At 42.6% G+C, this 16,133-nt stretch carries 15 protein-coding genes; 7 read left to right on the top strand and 8 right to left on the bottom strand.

The window, feature by feature from the left end:
• Positions 1 to 72 precede the first annotated feature (72 nt).
• The 3 genes from JO943_RS03005 to pheA form a co-directional block, all read right to left on the bottom strand.
• On the bottom strand, positions 73 to 456 hold the full coding sequence (locus JO943_RS03005) for a hypothetical protein (protein WP_005286345.1): 384 nt from the start codon (positions 454 to 456) through the stop codon (positions 73 to 75).
• A 287-nt stretch (positions 457 to 743) separates the two neighbouring features.
• Positions 744 to 2,993, bottom strand: a complete 2,250-nt coding sequence (locus JO943_RS03010; RefSeq protein ID WP_202739938.1) for a bifunctional prephenate dehydrogenase/3-phosphoshikimate 1-carboxyvinyltransferase — start codon at positions 2,991 to 2,993, stop codon at positions 744 to 746.
• 75 nt (positions 2,994 to 3,068) lie between these two features.
• Entirely contained in the window at positions 3,069 to 4,178 is a 1,110-nt protein-coding gene (pheA, locus tag JO943_RS03015; protein WP_004772565.1) for a prephenate dehydratase, read from the bottom strand.
• Between the two features lie 195 nt (positions 4,179 to 4,373).
• Between pheA and JO943_RS03020 the strand changes: the two genes are divergently transcribed.
• Positions 4,374 to 5,312 (top strand): alpha/beta hydrolase, encoded by a 939-nt coding sequence (locus JO943_RS03020; protein ID WP_202739939.1) that lies wholly within the window; start codon positions 4,374 to 4,376, stop codon positions 5,310 to 5,312.
• Between the two features lie 116 nt (positions 5,313 to 5,428).
• Positions 5,429 to 6,055: a hypothetical protein gene (locus JO943_RS03025; protein WP_202739940.1), complete on the top strand. Its 627-nt coding sequence runs from the start codon at positions 5,429 to 5,431 to the stop codon at positions 6,053 to 6,055.
• 50 nt (positions 6,056 to 6,105) lie between these two features.
• On the opposite strand, the gene JO943_RS03030 is transcribed toward JO943_RS03025, so the two are convergent.
• Complete coding sequence (locus JO943_RS03030) at positions 6,106 to 7,251, bottom strand: acyl-CoA dehydrogenase family protein (RefSeq protein WP_005286359.1); 1,146 nt, start codon at positions 7,249 to 7,251, stop codon at positions 6,106 to 6,108.
• Positions 7,252 to 7,498: 247 nt separating this feature from the next.
• Here JO943_RS03030 and JO943_RS03035 point away from each other — a divergent pair, with 247 nt between their 5' ends.
• Both JO943_RS03035 and JO943_RS03040 read left to right on the top strand, forming a co-directional pair.
• Positions 7,499 to 8,497 (top strand): glycosyl transferase family protein, encoded by a 999-nt coding sequence (locus JO943_RS03035; protein WP_202739941.1) that lies wholly within the window; start codon positions 7,499 to 7,501, stop codon positions 8,495 to 8,497.
• A gap of 120 nt (positions 8,498 to 8,617) precedes the next feature.
• Positions 8,618 to 8,887, top strand: a complete 270-nt coding sequence (locus JO943_RS03040; protein WP_202739942.1) for a hypothetical protein — start codon at positions 8,618 to 8,620, stop codon at positions 8,885 to 8,887.
• 172 nt (positions 8,888 to 9,059) lie between these two features.
• Here the strand turns inward: JO943_RS03040 and JO943_RS03045 are convergent, their stop codons facing one another.
• On the bottom strand, positions 9,060 to 9,332 hold the full coding sequence (locus tag JO943_RS03045; protein ID WP_005230905.1) for a YeaC family protein: 273 nt from the start codon (positions 9,330 to 9,332) through the stop codon (positions 9,060 to 9,062).
• Positions 9,329 to 10,237 carry an NAD(+) kinase gene (locus JO943_RS03050; RefSeq protein WP_032869750.1) on the bottom strand — a complete coding sequence of 303 codons (909 nt, stop codon included), beginning with the start codon at positions 10,235 to 10,237 and terminating at the stop codon, positions 9,329 to 9,331. Before JO943_RS03050 ends, JO943_RS03045 begins: the two co-directional genes overlap by 4 nt.
• Positions 10,238 to 10,471: 234 nt before the next feature.
• On the opposite strand from JO943_RS03050, the gene mrcB reads away from it, so the two are divergent.
• Both mrcB and JO943_RS03060 read left to right on the top strand, forming a co-directional pair.
• On the top strand, positions 10,472 to 12,886 hold the full coding sequence (gene mrcB / locus JO943_RS03055; RefSeq protein WP_005230907.1) for a penicillin-binding protein 1B: 2,415 nt from the start codon (positions 10,472 to 10,474) through the stop codon (positions 12,884 to 12,886).
• A gap of 21 nt (positions 12,887 to 12,907) precedes the next feature.
• Positions 12,908 to 13,453 carry a hypothetical protein gene (locus JO943_RS03060; RefSeq protein ID WP_005230908.1) on the top strand — a complete coding sequence of 182 codons (546 nt, stop codon included), beginning with the start codon at positions 12,908 to 12,910 and terminating at the stop codon, positions 13,451 to 13,453.
• A 2-nt stretch (positions 13,454 to 13,455) separates the two neighbouring features.
• Here the strand turns inward: JO943_RS03060 and JO943_RS03065 are convergent, their stop codons facing one another.
• The gene (locus tag JO943_RS03065) at positions 13,456 to 14,367 is read right to left on the bottom strand and encodes a thiamine phosphate synthase (protein ID WP_202739943.1); all 912 of its coding nucleotides are present in this window, start codon (positions 14,365 to 14,367) and stop codon (positions 13,456 to 13,458) included.
• A gap of 176 nt (positions 14,368 to 14,543) precedes the next feature.
• On the opposite strand from JO943_RS03065, the gene hemP reads away from it, so the two are divergent.
• On the top strand, positions 14,544 to 14,714 hold the full coding sequence (gene hemP, locus JO943_RS03070) for a hemin uptake protein HemP (protein ID WP_004661888.1): 171 nt from the start codon (positions 14,544 to 14,546) through the stop codon (positions 14,712 to 14,714).
• Positions 14,715 to 14,800: 86 nt separating this feature from the next.
• Here the strand turns inward: hemP and JO943_RS03075 are convergent, their stop codons facing one another.
• The gene (locus tag JO943_RS03075) at positions 14,801 to 16,132 is read right to left on the bottom strand and encodes a sensor histidine kinase (protein WP_005230911.1); all 1,332 of its coding nucleotides are present in this window, start codon (positions 16,130 to 16,132) and stop codon (positions 14,801 to 14,803) included.
• Position 16,133 lies beyond the last annotated feature (1 nt).

Below are 16,133 nucleotides of genomic sequence, written 5' to 3' on the forward strand. Positions count from 1 at the left end.
CAATATACACCATACACCTAAACAGTCTTGATGTTAAATCACTTCATTTAAGATTGTATTCGTAAAACTGTCTTAGCTTTTCCAGACAAACTGGGAAAAGCTATGTTCTGCTTTTAAGCTATTTTCCACGGCTTGGGCCAATTGACGAATAATACTTTGTGTCTCAATACGCTCAAACCAAGCTTGTTCTTGCTGTGGATTGGCTGAGATTTCACAAAGAATATGTCCTTCGGTATCCTGTTGCGAACATAAAATCGAAAGCGGCAATTGGTGATTGTCGATACATACTTCAATTTTTTCATGTTCATGACGAATATGCTGTGCATCGAAGCCATATTGTTCTAATTGTTTATACAACAATGCCGCCACGTATTCTTGCGTGATATAGCATTCATTCGGTGGATGATCGACCACTCCATGTTTTGGGCAATCTGCGATAAATTGCAAGGTTTTCATGCTATTCCCTCTATTTTTATATTTTAGGGCTGGAGCACAACCCAAATCCAACGTATATACTCTGAATTATTATATATACAATTGTCTATAAACGATTAGCTGATTGTCTTAGTTGTATTGTTAAATTGATAAATTTCGACCCGATTAGATATGTACATCAGCAAAGTCATCATTTTGAGTATTTAAACGCTGAGTGAAGGCATTTAACAAATTATTTTTAACGATAAATACATAAAAAAAGCAGCATTCAACCATCTTGAGCTGAATGCTGCCTTACACAAATCAGATTACTGATTGACTACACTTAAATCCAATCCGGCCGAATTTGCAAGTTCGGTAAAGGTTGGAAAACTTGTCGCTACGGTTTCGGTTCCATGAATGGTGATTTCACCTGAAGTACGTAGACCCGCCATGCTAAAACTCATGGCAATACGATGATCATGATGTGATTCAATTTCACCACCTGTAAAGATCGGTGACCAATCCCCAGACTTACCTTTACCTTCGATGATAATGCCATCTTCGGTTGGGGTACAATCGATCCCCATGATTTTCAAGCCATCTGCCATCACTTGGATACGATCAGATTCTTTGACACGAAGCTCAGCAGCACCCGTCAACACGGTTTGACCTTCTGCACATGCAGCAGCAATAAACAATGCCGGGAATTCATCAATGGCCAAAGGCACTTGATCTTCTGGCATGTGAATGCCTTTCAGGGTTCTTGAACCTTTGATATGAATATCTGCAATCGGCTCACCACCTGCGATACGTTCATTCTCAACCGTCAGGTCAGCACCCATTTGCTTGAGGATTTCGATCACCCCTGTACGCGTCGGGTTAATCCCAACCGCTTCCAGCACCACATCGGCACCTTCGGTAATCGCAGCACCGACCATAAAGAAAGCAGCTGACGAAATATCTGAAGGCACCCGAATATCAGTACCGACTAATTTGCCACCACCGACAAGCGAGATTTTATTGCCTTCAGTTTTTACATCATAACCAAAGGCACGTAACATACGTTCAGTATGATCACGGGTTGGTTCTGGTTCAGTCACCGACGTTTCACCTTCAGCCCATAAACCCGCCAATAAAATACCTGATTTCACCTGAGCAGACGCCATCGGTAAATCGTATTGAATTCCTTTAAGTGCCTGACTGCCGGTAATACTCACAGGTGGCGTACCTTTCTCGCCTGTAGTCTGGATGAGTGCACCCATTTCACGAAGTGGTTTGGCAATACGCTCCATTGGACGTTTAGACAATGAGGCATCACCCGTCATGACTGAATCAAATTTTTGCGCAGACAGCATGCCAGACAGCAAACGCATACTGGTGCCTGAGTTACCCATATACAAAGCGCTTGCTGGCGCTTTTAAACCGTGCATGCCCACACCATGAATAGTGACTTCACCATTCTTCGGTCCTTCGATGCTCACCCCCATGTCACGGAATGCCTGCAAAGTTGCGAGTGCATCTTCACCTTCCAGAAAGCCGGTCACATGGGTGGTACCTTCTGCAATCGCACCAAACATAATTGAGCGATGTGACACAGATTTGTCACCCGGTACGGTGAATTTACCTGTAAATGTTTTCTTTCCCGGTAAAATACTAAATTGCTGTGTCACCTTGTTTTTCTCCATCAAAGGTTTTTTGGCTAACATATGATTAAAATGTTGGCGTGCTGCCTGCGCGTGGCCCAATAGCCCCATCAACGCTTGCGAATCTTCCTGTTCAATCAGTTTCTTTAAAACGGATAATTGCTGTTCAAAGCCATTAACCGCATTCAAAATTGCGGTTTTATTGGCAAAGAAAATGTCATGCCACATCTGCGGATCACTGGCTGCAATGCGAGAGAAGTCCCGAAAACCACCGGCTGCATAACGGAAAATATCTAGATTATCTTCACGATTTGCCAGTTGTTCCACCAGATTGAATGCCATTAAATGCGGTAAATGACTGGTATGTGCCAACACTTCATCGTGTTTAGCAACATCCATGCAAATCACTTCGGCTTTGGCTGCCGACCAGAGTTGAACCAGTTTTTCAACCGCCCACTCCGTGCTGGTCGGCAGTGGCGTTAGAATCACTTTGTGATTGACGAATAAATCAACTTTACCCGCATGCACACCAGTATGTTCTGCACCTGCAATCGGATGACCCGGTACAAAACCGGCTGGTAGCTTTTCTCCAAACACTGCTTTTGCAGCTTCAACCACATTGCCTTTGGTACTGCCTACATCGGTAATAATGGCATTGTCTGCAAGATAAGGCTTGATCTGTTCCAGCACTTTTTGTGTTGCACGCACAGGCAAGGCTAAAACAATTAAGTCTGCATCCTGAACTGCTTCTTCAGGCGCCGTATAACCGTGTTGAATCAGGCCGAGTGCCTTGGCATCTTCTAATGTTTTTTTTGAGCGTGTTGAAGCCACAATTTGAGATGCAAGTTGTTCTGCCACAATCACACGGGCAAGACTCGATCCAATCAGTCCAAGCCCAATAAATGCAACTTTTTTAAATAATGGTTGAGACATAAAACATATTTGCCTAATGAGACGACTTTGATATGGATAGATACCGAAGTCATCTATCCATTCGATAAAACGGGATTATAAAACAGCGATTGGATATGAACCGAGTACACGTAACTCTTTCACCATTGGACGGATTTCTTCCAATGCCGCCGCAACATTTTCCTGTCCGATATGTCCTTCTAAATCGATAAAGAACACATAGGCCCATTTTTCAGGTAATGCCGGACGTGTTTCAATGCTGGTCAAGCTGATTTGATGCTTGGCAAATGGCGCAAGAATTTCCAGCAAAGCACCCGCACGATCATGCGCAGAGATCAATAACGAGGTCTTGTCATTACCGCTTTGAGGAATCTTCTCACGACCAATCACAAGGAAACGGGTGGTATTTTCAGGATTATCTTCAATATTGCTATGTAAAATCTCAAGATTGTACATACTTGCCGCAATATCAGAGGCAATTGCAGCAGAATGCCATTCGTTACGAATACGGCGTGCCGCTTCTGCATTTGAGTTCAGTGCAACACGCTCAACGCCCGGATAATGTGCATCTAACCATTTACGACATTGAGCCAAGGTTTGCTGATGCGCATAAATCTGTTTAATACTGTCTTTACGGGTATTTTCAGATACCAGGAATTGGTGATGAATACGAAGTTCAACCTCACCAATCACATTCACTGTCGATGCTTTAAAGCAATCCAGGGTATGGTTGACAATCCCTTCAGATGAGTTTTCTACAGGAACAACCCCATAGTGCGCGCTGCCCGCTTCAACTTCACGGAACACTTCATCAATGGTCGGTAATGGACGCACAACCGCATCTTTACCAAAATGCTTTAACACCGCAGAATGGGTATATGTCCCTTCTGGCCCTAAGAATGCAATGCTTTGTGGTGCTTCAAGCGCCAGACATGCTGACATGATTTCACGGAATAAACGTGCCATGGTTGCATCAGACAAAGGGCCCTGATTACGCTCCATGACTTTACGCAGCACTTGCGCTTCACGTTCCGGACGATAAAACAGTGGATTTTCTTCGGATGCAAATTTCGCTTTAGCTACCGCTTCTGCCAGTGTCGCACGGCGGTTGAGTAACTCTTGGATTTGTTGATCAACACTATCAATATCGTTACGAATTTGTTCTAAATTAAGTGAATTCGATGTGTTTTGTCCATCGTTTACCATTGAATGCAGCCTCAGCAAAATCATCTATAAGAATGGATTACAATCTATCTATGAATCGATTATCCGAGCTAGAGTATAACAATACTTTTAGCCATTAAACACGCTGAGTTTTAACTCTTTTTCTGATTAAACTTTATTGATAATGATTTTCATTATATATTACTTGTCAAAATTTTGATGGGTGTAAATAAAGCGATGTTTAAACATCTTGGGATTTTGACTTTTTCTCTGCTCATGGCAACACCACTGGCTTTTGCTCAACCCAGCACCTCGAGTTCAAATAAAGCGCCTCTCAAAGCACAGACCAATATTCAGCAAAGCTTTGTATTGGCATCTAAATATACCCAGCATGATTATCTGATCCAGATCTCGGTTCCTGCTGGTGAAGCTCCACAGCAAGGTTTTCCTGTGCTGTATGTACTGGATGGTAATGCCGCATTTGATAGTGCCGCCAATATCGCTAAATCTGTGGGTGGTGGAGCCAATCGTTTAGGTTTGAGTCCGGTCGCCATTGTTGCGATTGGTTATCCTAAACAAAGCACATTTGATGTAGAAAAGCGTGCTTTAGACTATACACCCCAGACATCGGCTGAGTTTCAAAAGCAAGCCAAGTACACTTATGGTGGTGCAGACCAATTTATTCAATTTATAGAAAAAGAGCTAAAGCCTGCAATTCAAACCAAAATTAAAGTCAATTCACAGCAACAGAGTTTATTTGGGCACTCCTTTGGTGGACTGTTTGTTTTACACACTTTCTTTAGCCAACCACACATGTTCCAGCGTTATATTGCCGCCAGCCCTTCACTCTGGTTTGATAATTATGCACTACTCAACAAACAAAAGGACTGGTTAAACAATAAAGCAAATCGTGCTCAAGAGATCATGCTGATGACCACAGTGGGTACGCATGAACATGGACGAAGCCCAACACCAGATGCTGAATCCTTGCAAAAGCAGAACAACTTCTATCAAAACTTTAATCAGCAACGTTCAAAGCATTTCTTGTTCTGGAATTATCGACATCCTGCTGAACAGCATTTGACTAATATGTATGCCAGCTTACCGAAAGCGATTATGTTGGCAGGTTGTCAGCCACAAAGTTGTTCAAATCTATTTGATGAACCAACACCATAATGTCCTGAATAAACATAGCTAAATTTAAGCGGGCTATTTGTTCCGCTCAAATTTGAACTTTTCTATAGAATAGATTGGTTATACTGCAAGAAGATGTCATAACAACAGTAAATACAATGAATAAGATTTTCGGCTTAGGTTTATTGAGCTTGATCAGTATCGGTTTAAGCGCATGTAGCGGTTGCCCCATGATTGCAGGTTGCAATGGCACCGATCGATCACCTTACTTTATCACCCCGATAAGTAATCAGGTGCGTGGAATACCTGTCCCGTCTCAAACCAAACTGACTTATCAATCACAACACTTTAGACAAAAGCATCAGCAAACTCATTCCTTAAAAGAACAGAACTTAACAGGCATCACCTTGCCAGAAAATACCGCAATTGTCTGGGGAGGTATGCCGGTTGATAAGTTTTTTCAATTTTCAAATCCCGAAATGAAAGGTTTTCGCGTCTACCCTGCAATGGGATTTAAATCAGAACAATCGAATGTGTTCTTAAATTTATGGAAAAGTTGTGAAAGTGATTTAAGTATTTACTTAAAAAATCCAAATGACTGGTCATTTAATCCATCTAATATGGAAATAAGAGGCTGTGGCCGCTTTCAACAACGCACTGAATATACAGAAGATATTTTTCGGCAAGATGAAGCCGATGAGTTTCTACACAAGATCAATCAAGCCTTACAGCAATTGCCTAAACAGCAAAATTATCCAGTTCTTCATCAATCGAACAAAGAGTGAAAATAAAACAGCCCGCTTTCAAGCAGGCTGTTTGACGAGATAAATGCAGATTAAGCTTTACCGATAATGCCACGCGCCACGATTTCTTTCATGATTTCGTTGGTTCCGCCATAAATACGCTGGATACGCGCATCAACGAAGAAACGTGAAATCGGGTATTCAGTCATATAACCATAACCACCAAATAACTGAAGCAAATTATCTGCAACTTTCATTTGCATGTCAGTACTGAAGCTCTTCAATGCCGCAGCAGTTTCTACATCCAGTTTACCTTCGTTATATAGCTCAACATTTTGGTTATAGAAAGCAGCAGTTGCCAACTCATCAATCTTCGCTTGTGCCAAGACAAAACGCGTATTCTGGAATTGTGAAATTGCCTGACCAAAGGCCTGACGCTCTTTAACATACGCCGTTGCCAAGTCAATTGCACCACGAATTGCGCCTAAAGCGGTGGCCGCAATCGCAGTACGTTCACGTGGAAGTTCCTGCATCAAGTAAGCAAACCCTTGCCCTGCCTGACCCAGTAATTGATCTTTCGGTACTTTGACATTATCAAAGAACAACTCTGAAGTATCTTGTGAATGTAAACCGATTTTGTCGAGGTTAGTGCCCTTTTTAAAACCTTCCAGATGAGTATCCACCAGCATCAAAGACACGCCTTTAGCACGTGCTTGGGGATCAGTTTTCACTGCAAGCACCACCAGATCGGCATGCTGGCCATTTGAAATAAAGGTTTTCGAGCCATTTAGCACATAGTGGTCATCTTGCAAAATGGCACTGGTACGCATCGCCTGTAAGTCTGAGCCAGCACCGGGTTCAGTCATGCCAATGGCACCAACCACTTCACCTGACACCATTTTTGGCAGCCAGTACTGTTTTTGTTCTTCTGTTGCAATGTGCTGGATATAAGGTGCAGCGATTTCAGAGTGGCATGAAATTGCAGTTGATAATGCACAGTAGCCCGCACGCGCCGACTCTTCGACCAACATGAGTGAATAATGGGTTGGCACACCATAACCACCGTATTCTTCCGGAACATCGACACACAAAAATCCATTTTCGCCCAATGCCGTCCATACTGAACGTGGCATGATGCCTTCGCGTTCCCATTGATCATAATGCGGTGCGATCTGCTCGCTCATAAAGCGCTTAAAGTTATCACGGAAGAGTTCCAAATCTGCATCGTAAGCTAACATCATTATTTCCTTTCGCTTTCTTTGTTCTTAAAAATTCGTTCGCAGTCATGCTAATAACTTTTAGATAGGATGTCATGTCCCGTTTACATCAAATCACTAGACTGATTCGGTCAATAATTTTGTTTGCATCTTGGTTCTTTAAACCACAGTTGCTTATTGATTAAACAGCTTGCTGGTTTTTTTATGCTACCGGACCCGATTTTATGTCATATTGATCTCATTCTCAGTGACAACCTTCAATACGGCCATGAACACAAAACGAAATATCTATAAAACTGCAGAACATCCATTTGCTCAATATGTTCGTATTTTGGGTAAAGGTAAAACCGGTTCACGTTCACTGAGTTATGAAGAGGCCTATCAGGCTTTTAGCATGATCTTGCAAGATGAAGTACTGGATGTTCAGCTTGGCGCCTTCTTGATGCTGTTACGTGTTAAAGAGGAATCCGTTGATGAACTGGCAGGTTTTGTTCAAGCCACGCGTGATCAACTCAACTTTCAGCCACTTGAGGTCGATCTGGACTGGTCGTCTTATGCAGGCAAACGTAAACACTATCCTTGGTTCTTATTGGCAGCACTCACTTTAGCGCATCATGGTTATAAAATTGTGATGCATGGCGCATCGGGTCATACCATTAACCGTGTTTATACTGAGCAGGTTTTGCAATACTTAGGCTATTCTATTTGCCAGAATCAACAGGATGTCCGAGAGCAACTAGAACAGCACAACTTTGCCTACCTGCCACTAGAAGCGATTTCACCAATTTTATGTGACCTGATTTCACTGCGAAATGTGATGGGACTTCGCTCTCCAATTCACACACTGGCCCGCCTGATTAATCCATTTAATGCCAAAGCCACTTTACAAGCTATTTTCCACCCTGCTTATCGTAGTTCACATCAGCAGACTGCTTTCCGTCTAGGTTATCAAAACAGTGCCGTGATTAAAGGTGAAGGTGGTGAGTTTGAACGTAATCCTGATGCCAAGACCTTGATTTGCGGGATTAAAAATGGTGAGTTGTACGAATACGAACTTCCAAAATTGACACCAGACCGTAGTCCGATTGAAGAAGAACTAGATCTGGCTGTGTTTAAAGCAGTCTGGCTGGGTGAGCAGACGCATGAATATGGTGAATTGGCAGTCGTTGAAACCATGGGAATTGCGTTGTATACCATGGGTGTAGTCAGTACTTATGATGAAGCAATGAACAAAGCGAAAGAGCTTTGGGAAAGTCGTTTTAAGTAGATATAGTCACTTAAATACTAAGTCTTAACTTATCTAAGGCATATTTATAGAAAAACTACTAGTTAGACAGGACAGATAGTACACAAGTTAAAAACACTGGAGAATGGGGAGATATAAAATATGTCGCATTCTGAAGATATAAATCAATTGAAATTAATCTTGCAAGGTGAAAAACCAAGTGTTGTATTAAATCGTATACTAACGGCTAATCTAGAATTAGATAAACATGATTTGGCTTCTATTTTCCTCGAAGAATTTTGTCTTTTAGATGGCAAATCTCTATCTTTAATTTGGCACTGGAAAAGTATTAAGTCAGTTAGAGGAATATCTGATAAGCAATTTGACGACTCAATTATTATGCAAATGAGAGAGGCAGGATATTCTGTTTAATCTACTCATCTCACTACTGTGTAGTGAGATGCCAAATTAACTAAATGATAATTCATAAAAATTTATCAAGTTAATATATCGAAATCATACAACTATTGAATCAAATATAAACCTGAAAACAAAAAAGCGATGACTTTATTAAAATCATCGCTTTAAATACTACTTATATTAACTAAACAAAACGAATCGGCTTAAATTCAGGTTCATTTTTGTGATGGTCGTCATCACACTCTTCACCATCTTTTTTGGTGCCTCGGTCGATATAACCACTGCGCTGTTCTTTTGGCAAATTTTCCATTTCCCACGCATACACAGCCTGCATACAAGTTTCACGCTGTTCTTTGGTGAGTGCAACGCCATTTGGCCATTTACCAATTTCAACAGCAGTACGAAGACGCTCAACAATTTCAGGATTTAAAATAGCGAGCATTTGTTCAATATTCATGAGTCATCCTGTTGAAAAGATTCAAAATCTTGATTCCACCCTAATTTGGTACGGCATGCCATATAAAAGTCATAACCTGGTGGATGTAATAAGCTTAGTTTAAACGGATGTTTGCGGATATGCACCGTGTCACCTACATTTAATGCAACACTATGTTGACCATCGGCACTCACCATCGGCAGAACACGATTTTCACGGATGGTAATCTTGATTTCACTTTGTCCACCCACCACGATAGGACGTGATGACAAGGTGTGCGGATGCATCGGCACCAGTGCGATCGCATCCATACTTGGATGCAGAATCGGTCCTCCGCCTGAAAGTGCATATGCCGTCGAACCCGTTGGGGTTGAAACAATCAGACCATCACTGTGCTGACGATAGACATATTGCCCATCAATATTCAGCTCGAAATCGATCATATGCACCGATTTACCTGAGTGCAACACCACATCATTCAATGCAATCGCATCATAAATGGTTTCACCATTGGTACGCACTTCCATTTCCAGTAAGAAACGGCGGTCCAGCTGGAACTGGCCTTGTAACACCTGATCCAGTTTAAAGATGGCTTCGGCGGGCTTAATATCGGTTAAAAAGCCGAGTCTCCCCCGGTTAATGCCGAGCACAGGCGTACTATAGCGTACCAAAGCACGTGCAGCATGGAGCAATGAACCATCACCACCCACCACAATCACTAAATCAACGACTTCACCCAGCAAGTTACGGCTCACGGTCTGGCCATGACTATAGGGGACAAGTTTTGCTGTTTCCTGATCAAAAACGGGGTTTAAGCCTAAATTGATCAAATGATCATGAATTAAACATAACGTTTCTACTACAGAATACTTGTCTGGTCGTCCAATGAGACCAATATTTCGAAAGGATTTATGTGAAATTTGCACGAATAATTCAGCTCCGTCGCGGTTATCGACTATCATATCATTAACAACCTATGTTGCGTTGATGATTGATTAAAAAGTATAAAAATGTCTATCCGTTGCTTTTTTATACCTTTAATGTCAACACATGCTTAAACTTTTTATTGCATGTTGCTATTTATTCACAGTTTTATGATTGCAAAATGACAATAAGCTATCGCATCATTACCGTCATTGTTTTGGTTTTAACGCAAATCTATGAAGTTTGAACGTGGTATTGGTTTTCTAGCACTCATTTTCTCAATGTTAGTGATAGGTGTCTTTGTTGCCTTTAGTATCTATCTGATCCGATTGGATAATATTATTCGTGACAAGTTTGAAGGTCAGCGTTGGGATATCCCTGCCAAGGTGTTTGCTCGCCCATTGGAAATCTATGCCAATGCACCGATTACTCAGGATAATTTTACCCAAGAGTTAAAATTACTGGGATATAAGAATACGGCGAACTACGACAAGTCTGGTAGCTATGTAGTTCAGGGTAACCAGATGTATGTGCATACCCGTGGTTTTGATTATGGCGACAGTACCGAACCTGAACAGGTGCTGGAACTGGCCTTTGCCAATGGCGAAGTCAGTGAAGTGCGCTCTACCAAACCCTCAAATACAGGGATTGCTCGCTTAGAACCTTTACTGATCGGTGGTATCTATCCGCAACATAATGAAGACCGCGTTCTCATTAAACTGAATAAAGTACCTAAAACCCTGATCGAAGCCTTGATCTCGACGGAAGATCGTAACTTCTATCACCATCATGGTCTTTCGATCCGTGGTACTGCACGTGCTGTCGTCAGTAATGTAACAGGTGGACGTCGCCAAGGGGGTTCAACCTTAACCCAGCAGTTGGTCAAAAATTTCTATCTTTCACCGGAAAAGACACTGAAACGTAAGGTCAATGAAGCCCTCATGGCGCTATTGATTGAATTACATTACAGCAAAGACGAGATTCTGGAAGCTTACTTAAATGAAGTGAACTTAGGTCAAAATGGTAGCTATTCGATTAATGGTTACGGCTTGGCATCACAATTTTACTTCGGTCTACCATTGCGTGAACTGAATATTTCCCAACAGGCCTTCCTGGTGGGTCTGGTTCAAGGTCCTTCTTTGTATAATCCATGGCGTAATCCAGAATCAGCGAAAAAACGTCGTGATGTTGTCTTAAACAACATGAAGGTGATGGGTTATTTGACTGATGCAGAATATGAAGATGAAATTGCCCGTCCATTAAATGTGGTCAGCAAGCCAACCTTAGGTCCTGCAAAATTCCCTGATTTCCTGGATATTGTCCGTCGTCAACTTCGTACCGAATATCAGGAGAGTGATATTACCAATCAAGGCCTGAGAATTTTCACAACCCTTGATCCCATCGCACAGACTCAGGTGCAGAACGCATTTAAGAGTACCGTTAGCCGTTTAGCCAATGCCAACCCGGGCCGTTTAAGAAACCTGCAAGGTGCGGTACTGGTTGCCCATCCTGAAAATGGTGAACTGGTTGCAGCCGTAGGTTCAACTCAGGACTTTACCGGTTTTAACCGGGCGCTTGATGCCAAACGTCAAGTCGGTTCTTTGCTTAAACCGATCATTTACCTGAATGCAATCGAATCAGGCCGATACACATGGGCCAGCCCGATTGAAGACAGTGCCGTCAATATTCCAATTGATGGTGATAAGAGCTGGACTCCGAAAAACTATAGCGGTGGTGAGCATGGTGTTGTACCAATGCAACAAGCTTTGGCAAACTCATACAACTTATCCACTGTCCGTTTAGGCAATGAATTTGGTTTATCTGCATTTAGCAATAAATTAAGACAGTTTGGTGTGACTTCAGATATTCCGGCCTACCCTTCGATTTATCTGGGCGCAGTGAATATGTCACCGATGGAAGTCTTGAGCATCTATAGCAACTTTGCGACAGGTGGCTTTAAATATCCGCCTCGCTCGATCCGTACGGTGGTGGATGCCAAAGGTCATTTGCTTGAGCGTTATGGCTTAAATGTACAACAGACCATTGACCCTGCTGCTGCCTATATCCTGAACTTTGGCTTACAACAGGTGATGCGTTCTGGTACCGGCCGTTCTGCCTATAACAGCTTACCTGAATCTTTAAATCTGGCGGGTAAATCCGGGACCACCAATGACACCAGAGATTCATGGTTTGCAGGTTATTCAGGCAATCATGTGGCAGTGGTGTGGTTAGGTCTGGATGATAACAAAGTCACTGGCTTAACCGGTTCATCTGGTGCATTACCAGTCTGGACCAATGTGATGAAACAGCTTCGTCAAGAGCCTGTTAATCTGCGTCAAACCGATAATGTGCAATGGCAATGGATTGATAGCGCCAGCGGTGATTTATCTGCGCAAGGCTGTGATGGCGCAATGTATATTCCTTTAATGCGCCAAACTGTGCCACGTCGTGCCACGCTGTGTGGCCAGTCTCATTATGAAGTGGAACCGACCTATATTCCACAAACAGATGAAACACAGGGTGATCAGCAGGACGATAGCATTGGTAACTATATTCGTGAAAGTGAAAACCAGATGGATACAGACTTATCCAATCGTAGCCCGGCACGTGTGATTTCCAGCGGTAGTTATAACGGTAACGGTGAGAACTAAGCCTCAAAAGGATAATTGAACATGATCAAGAAAACAGCAGTTATTATTGGAATGCTTATACTGGCGGGTTGTACCACGGCACCTGAAAAGGCGCCAACCAAGACCACGCCAACTCACCCACCGAAAAAGGAAAGCCAATCCTCTTCCGGAGTGAAAATCACGCCTTATGATCAAAAAGAGATTAAGCGTCAAAGCGTTCCTGTGGTTGTGCCGCAACAAAAGGTGCAGCAAAAGTTTAATGATGGTAGCCAACTGCCGGCATTTAAAACCTTGATGCAAAAAACCCAGGTCGCTTATAAACAGCAACAACTGGCAGAAGCTGAACGTTATGCCCTTCAGGCACAACGTATCGCGCCACAGGCCACGGAAACCTATTTGTATCTGGCTATGATTGCCGATCAACGTAAAGAATATGCCAATGCAGAAGCATTGGCCCGCCGTGGCTTAAGTTATGCGCAGAGCAATGCCATGAAAAAGCAATTGTGGTTAATTATTCTGAAAGCCAGTGAAGCCCGCAATCATTCGGTGAAGGCCCAAGAAGCGCGTAGAGCCCTTCAGGCACTCTAATCCTAGTCAATTGCACTAAACTGACGAATCCCGGCAAGCCCATAAGCATGATGCTTTTGGGCTTGTTTCAATTCAGCAGGTGCAACCCCCCCTAAGGCAAACACAGGAATATCACTGGTTCGGGCGAGCTCATCAAAACCCTCCCAACCCAATTCTTTCGCATCAGGATGAGTTTCAGTGGCCTGTACCGGACTTAACAACACCGCATCACAACCAATATGATGGGCATGTTGCAAAGAGACCGCATCATGACAAGCTGCGATAAAGCGCTTCCCTACGACCAAGCCAGCTTTACTGAAACTCATCAATTGTGATTGCTTTAAATGAATGGTTGAGATTTTATCGCGTAATGCAGCATCCAGTTGCTGCCAGAGATCGACATTGATCATCAATTTCTGTAATTGCGCATCGCTCAAGCTTAAAAGCTGCGACTGGATCTGATCAATATCAGCAGAATCAGTACGCCAATACAAGAGCGCCTGTTGTTGCGGCAAGGCATCAATTTGATCACTGATCTTGATGAGATGAGGCCAGATCAAACGTTGTAAAATGGCATCATTGGCCTTCGGAAAATTTAACTCGGCCAGTTGCTCACGTTTGTACCAGCCCCACGGTTGATGAATCAGATCAAGCAATTCATCGGGCACATAGGCATGAAACAAATGCAGATTCACAATAATGTCGTCATATTCATGACGGATCACATCAAAAACATGCCAGTCCTTTAAACCGATGCCCACTTCCTCATAAATCTCACGGCGGCAAGCCTGCCCTGGTGTTTCACCGGCTTCAACTTTTCCACCAGGAAACTCATGTTTATTGCCCTGATGCTGGCTGGCCTGTCGCCAGCCGACCAATACTTTGGTTTTGTGTAATAAAATTGCGATTGCAACATCAACTGTAGCTTTGGTCATAACAGACTAAAATCTCTCATCTTTTATCCAGATTTTAAGGTGTTTAAACACGAATTCACATGACTAAGAACAAAATTAATCACTGATTTTGTAAATTGTTAAAATTTCCGTTGACAGGTCTATTCGATAATGATTATCATTTAAAACGTTAAAGAACACACCACGGAGCATAACAAATGAACGCACCATTCAACCTATTTACTCGTAGTACAGATGCAGCCCAATCATTGCCAATGTTGCATTCAAACAATCTTTTTGCCTTGGGACGTGAAATCCGCATTATGCATGCGGGTGAGGAATACCGTTTACGTCTAACCCGTAATAATCGCCTGATTTTAACGAAGTAATATAATAACAACCGCATAATAATAAACGTGGGAATAAGCAGTATGTCAGCGCATGCTGCTTTTTTTTATGTTGCTTATGAAAAAATTTATACAGGCAGCTGGAGACTCACTTTCAGTCCGCCATAGCAGGATTGGGAAAACTTGATTTTACCCTGATGCAATTCTACAATTTTTTTACAAATCGACAGACCTAATCCCGAACCTTGGGTTTTAGTTCCTAAGGCACGATAAAAACGCTCACCTAAACGTTCCAGAATTTCAACATCCACGCCTTGCCCTTCATTTTCGATCACAAGTTCTATTGCATCTCGTTGTTGCTTCAAACTGATATAAATCTGTCCGTGCTCAAGGCTATAGCGGATCGCATTATCAATTATGTTGCGGATACAGGTAAATATCAGTTGTTGATTAGCATGCAGCATCTTGGGCTGCGTTGAGACATCCAGCTGTATTTGAATCTGCTTTTCCTGCACGAATAATGCCAAGGCTTGCATTACCTCTTGTATCACCCTATTTAGATCAAACTGAGTTTTCGGCAGATTATTGGCATGCTCAGGATCGAGACGCGCCAACAGCAGTAAATTTTCCAGCGTTTGAATGCCGCGATTGACATCTTGCTGCATCTGAACAAAATCACCCGCCCGTTCAGGATACTTACGTTGTAACAACTGCAATCGAAGCTGAATTGCCGATAAAGGCGAACGCAATTCATGAGAAGCATCCGCAGTAAAACGCTGTTCTGCTTGCAAGGATTGTTCGAGTCGCTGTAACAGTCGATTGAGCTGACCCAACATGGGCTGTAACTCTTTCAGCTCTACCTCTCCAGTTGATATCGGGCTTAAATCATCTGCATTCTTTGCTGAGATTTCTGAAGATAACTGATGCATTACCTTAAATTGCCGTTTAATCAGGAAATGCAACATGATCCATTGCATCAGCCATACCAGCAGCAAGATCAAGCTATAACCTGCGAAATGATTCAGCAAATCTTTAAAACGTTCTCCTAGGGGTTGTAGAAGCAATACTTGCATAGGGGCATGCTCATCTTCGCCCGCATAACTCCGCCATAACTGACCTTTTTGCCAAATCAGGCCAAAGTTACCTTGGCTTGCTGTAATCAAGCTGTGATGCTGTGGATCAAGCTGAAAATCTGTGGACTGGGTCAACACCTGCTGCGAATTGCGCAACTGGTATTGGATATCAAATTCATCACTCAGTTCATCAATCTGCTGTCCTGAGGATTGGGTTAAGTCGGTTATCTGCAACATATCTGAAATCTCGTCCATGATCTCATCTTGCATCTGCATGGTTTGATACACCGAAATTACCGCGAACAAAAGTAAGGCCACACATCCAGCAATGATTGAACTGATTAATGAAGTTTTAACCAGTCTGGTTTGTAATGACACGACTTTCATT

Origin of the sequence: Acinetobacter sp. 'aerobic (ED)', from assembly GCF_904886855.1 — a bacterium.
Classification (GTDB): Bacteria; Pseudomonadota; Gammaproteobacteria; order Pseudomonadales; family Moraxellaceae; genus Acinetobacter; species Acinetobacter courvalinii.

Bases quoted from the DNA above. Each gene is read 5' to 3' on its own strand.
- JO943_RS03005 (WP_005286345.1), bottom strand. From the start codon at position 456: ATGAAAACCTTGCAATTTATCGCAGATTGCCCAAAACATGGAGTGGTC.
- JO943_RS03010 (WP_202739938.1), bottom strand. From the start codon at position 2,993: ATGTCTCAACCATTATTTAAAAAAGTTGCATTTATTGGGCTTGGACTG.
- pheA (WP_004772565.1), bottom strand. From the start codon at position 4,178: ATGGTAAACGATGGACAAAACACATCGAATTCACTTAATTTAGAACAA.
- JO943_RS03020 (WP_202739939.1), top strand. From the start codon at position 4,374: ATGTTTAAACATCTTGGGATTTTGACTTTTTCTCTGCTCATGGCAACA.
- JO943_RS03025 (WP_202739940.1), top strand. From the start codon at position 5,429: ATGAATAAGATTTTCGGCTTAGGTTTATTGAGCTTGATCAGTATCGGT.
- JO943_RS03030 (WP_005286359.1), bottom strand. From the start codon at position 7,251: ATGTTAGCTTACGATGCAGATTTGGAACTCTTCCGTGATAACTTTAAG.
- JO943_RS03035 (WP_202739941.1), top strand. From the start codon at position 7,499: ATGAACACAAAACGAAATATCTATAAAACTGCAGAACATCCATTTGCT.
- JO943_RS03040 (WP_202739942.1), top strand. From the start codon at position 8,618: ATGTCGCATTCTGAAGATATAAATCAATTGAAATTAATCTTGCAAGGT.
- JO943_RS03045 (WP_005230905.1), bottom strand. From the start codon at position 9,332: ATGAATATTGAACAAATGCTCGCTATTTTAAATCCTGAAATTGTTGAG.
- mrcB (WP_005230907.1), top strand. From the start codon at position 10,472: ATGAAGTTTGAACGTGGTATTGGTTTTCTAGCACTCATTTTCTCAATG.
- JO943_RS03060 (WP_005230908.1), top strand. From the start codon at position 12,908: ATGATCAAGAAAACAGCAGTTATTATTGGAATGCTTATACTGGCGGGT.
- JO943_RS03065 (WP_202739943.1), bottom strand. From the start codon at position 14,367: ATGACCAAAGCTACAGTTGATGTTGCAATCGCAATTTTATTACACAAA.
- hemP (WP_004661888.1), top strand. From the start codon at position 14,544: ATGAACGCACCATTCAACCTATTTACTCGTAGTACAGATGCAGCCCAA.
- JO943_RS03075 (WP_005230911.1), bottom strand. From the start codon at position 16,132: ATGAAAGTCGTGTCATTACAAACCAGACTGGTTAAAACTTCATTAATC.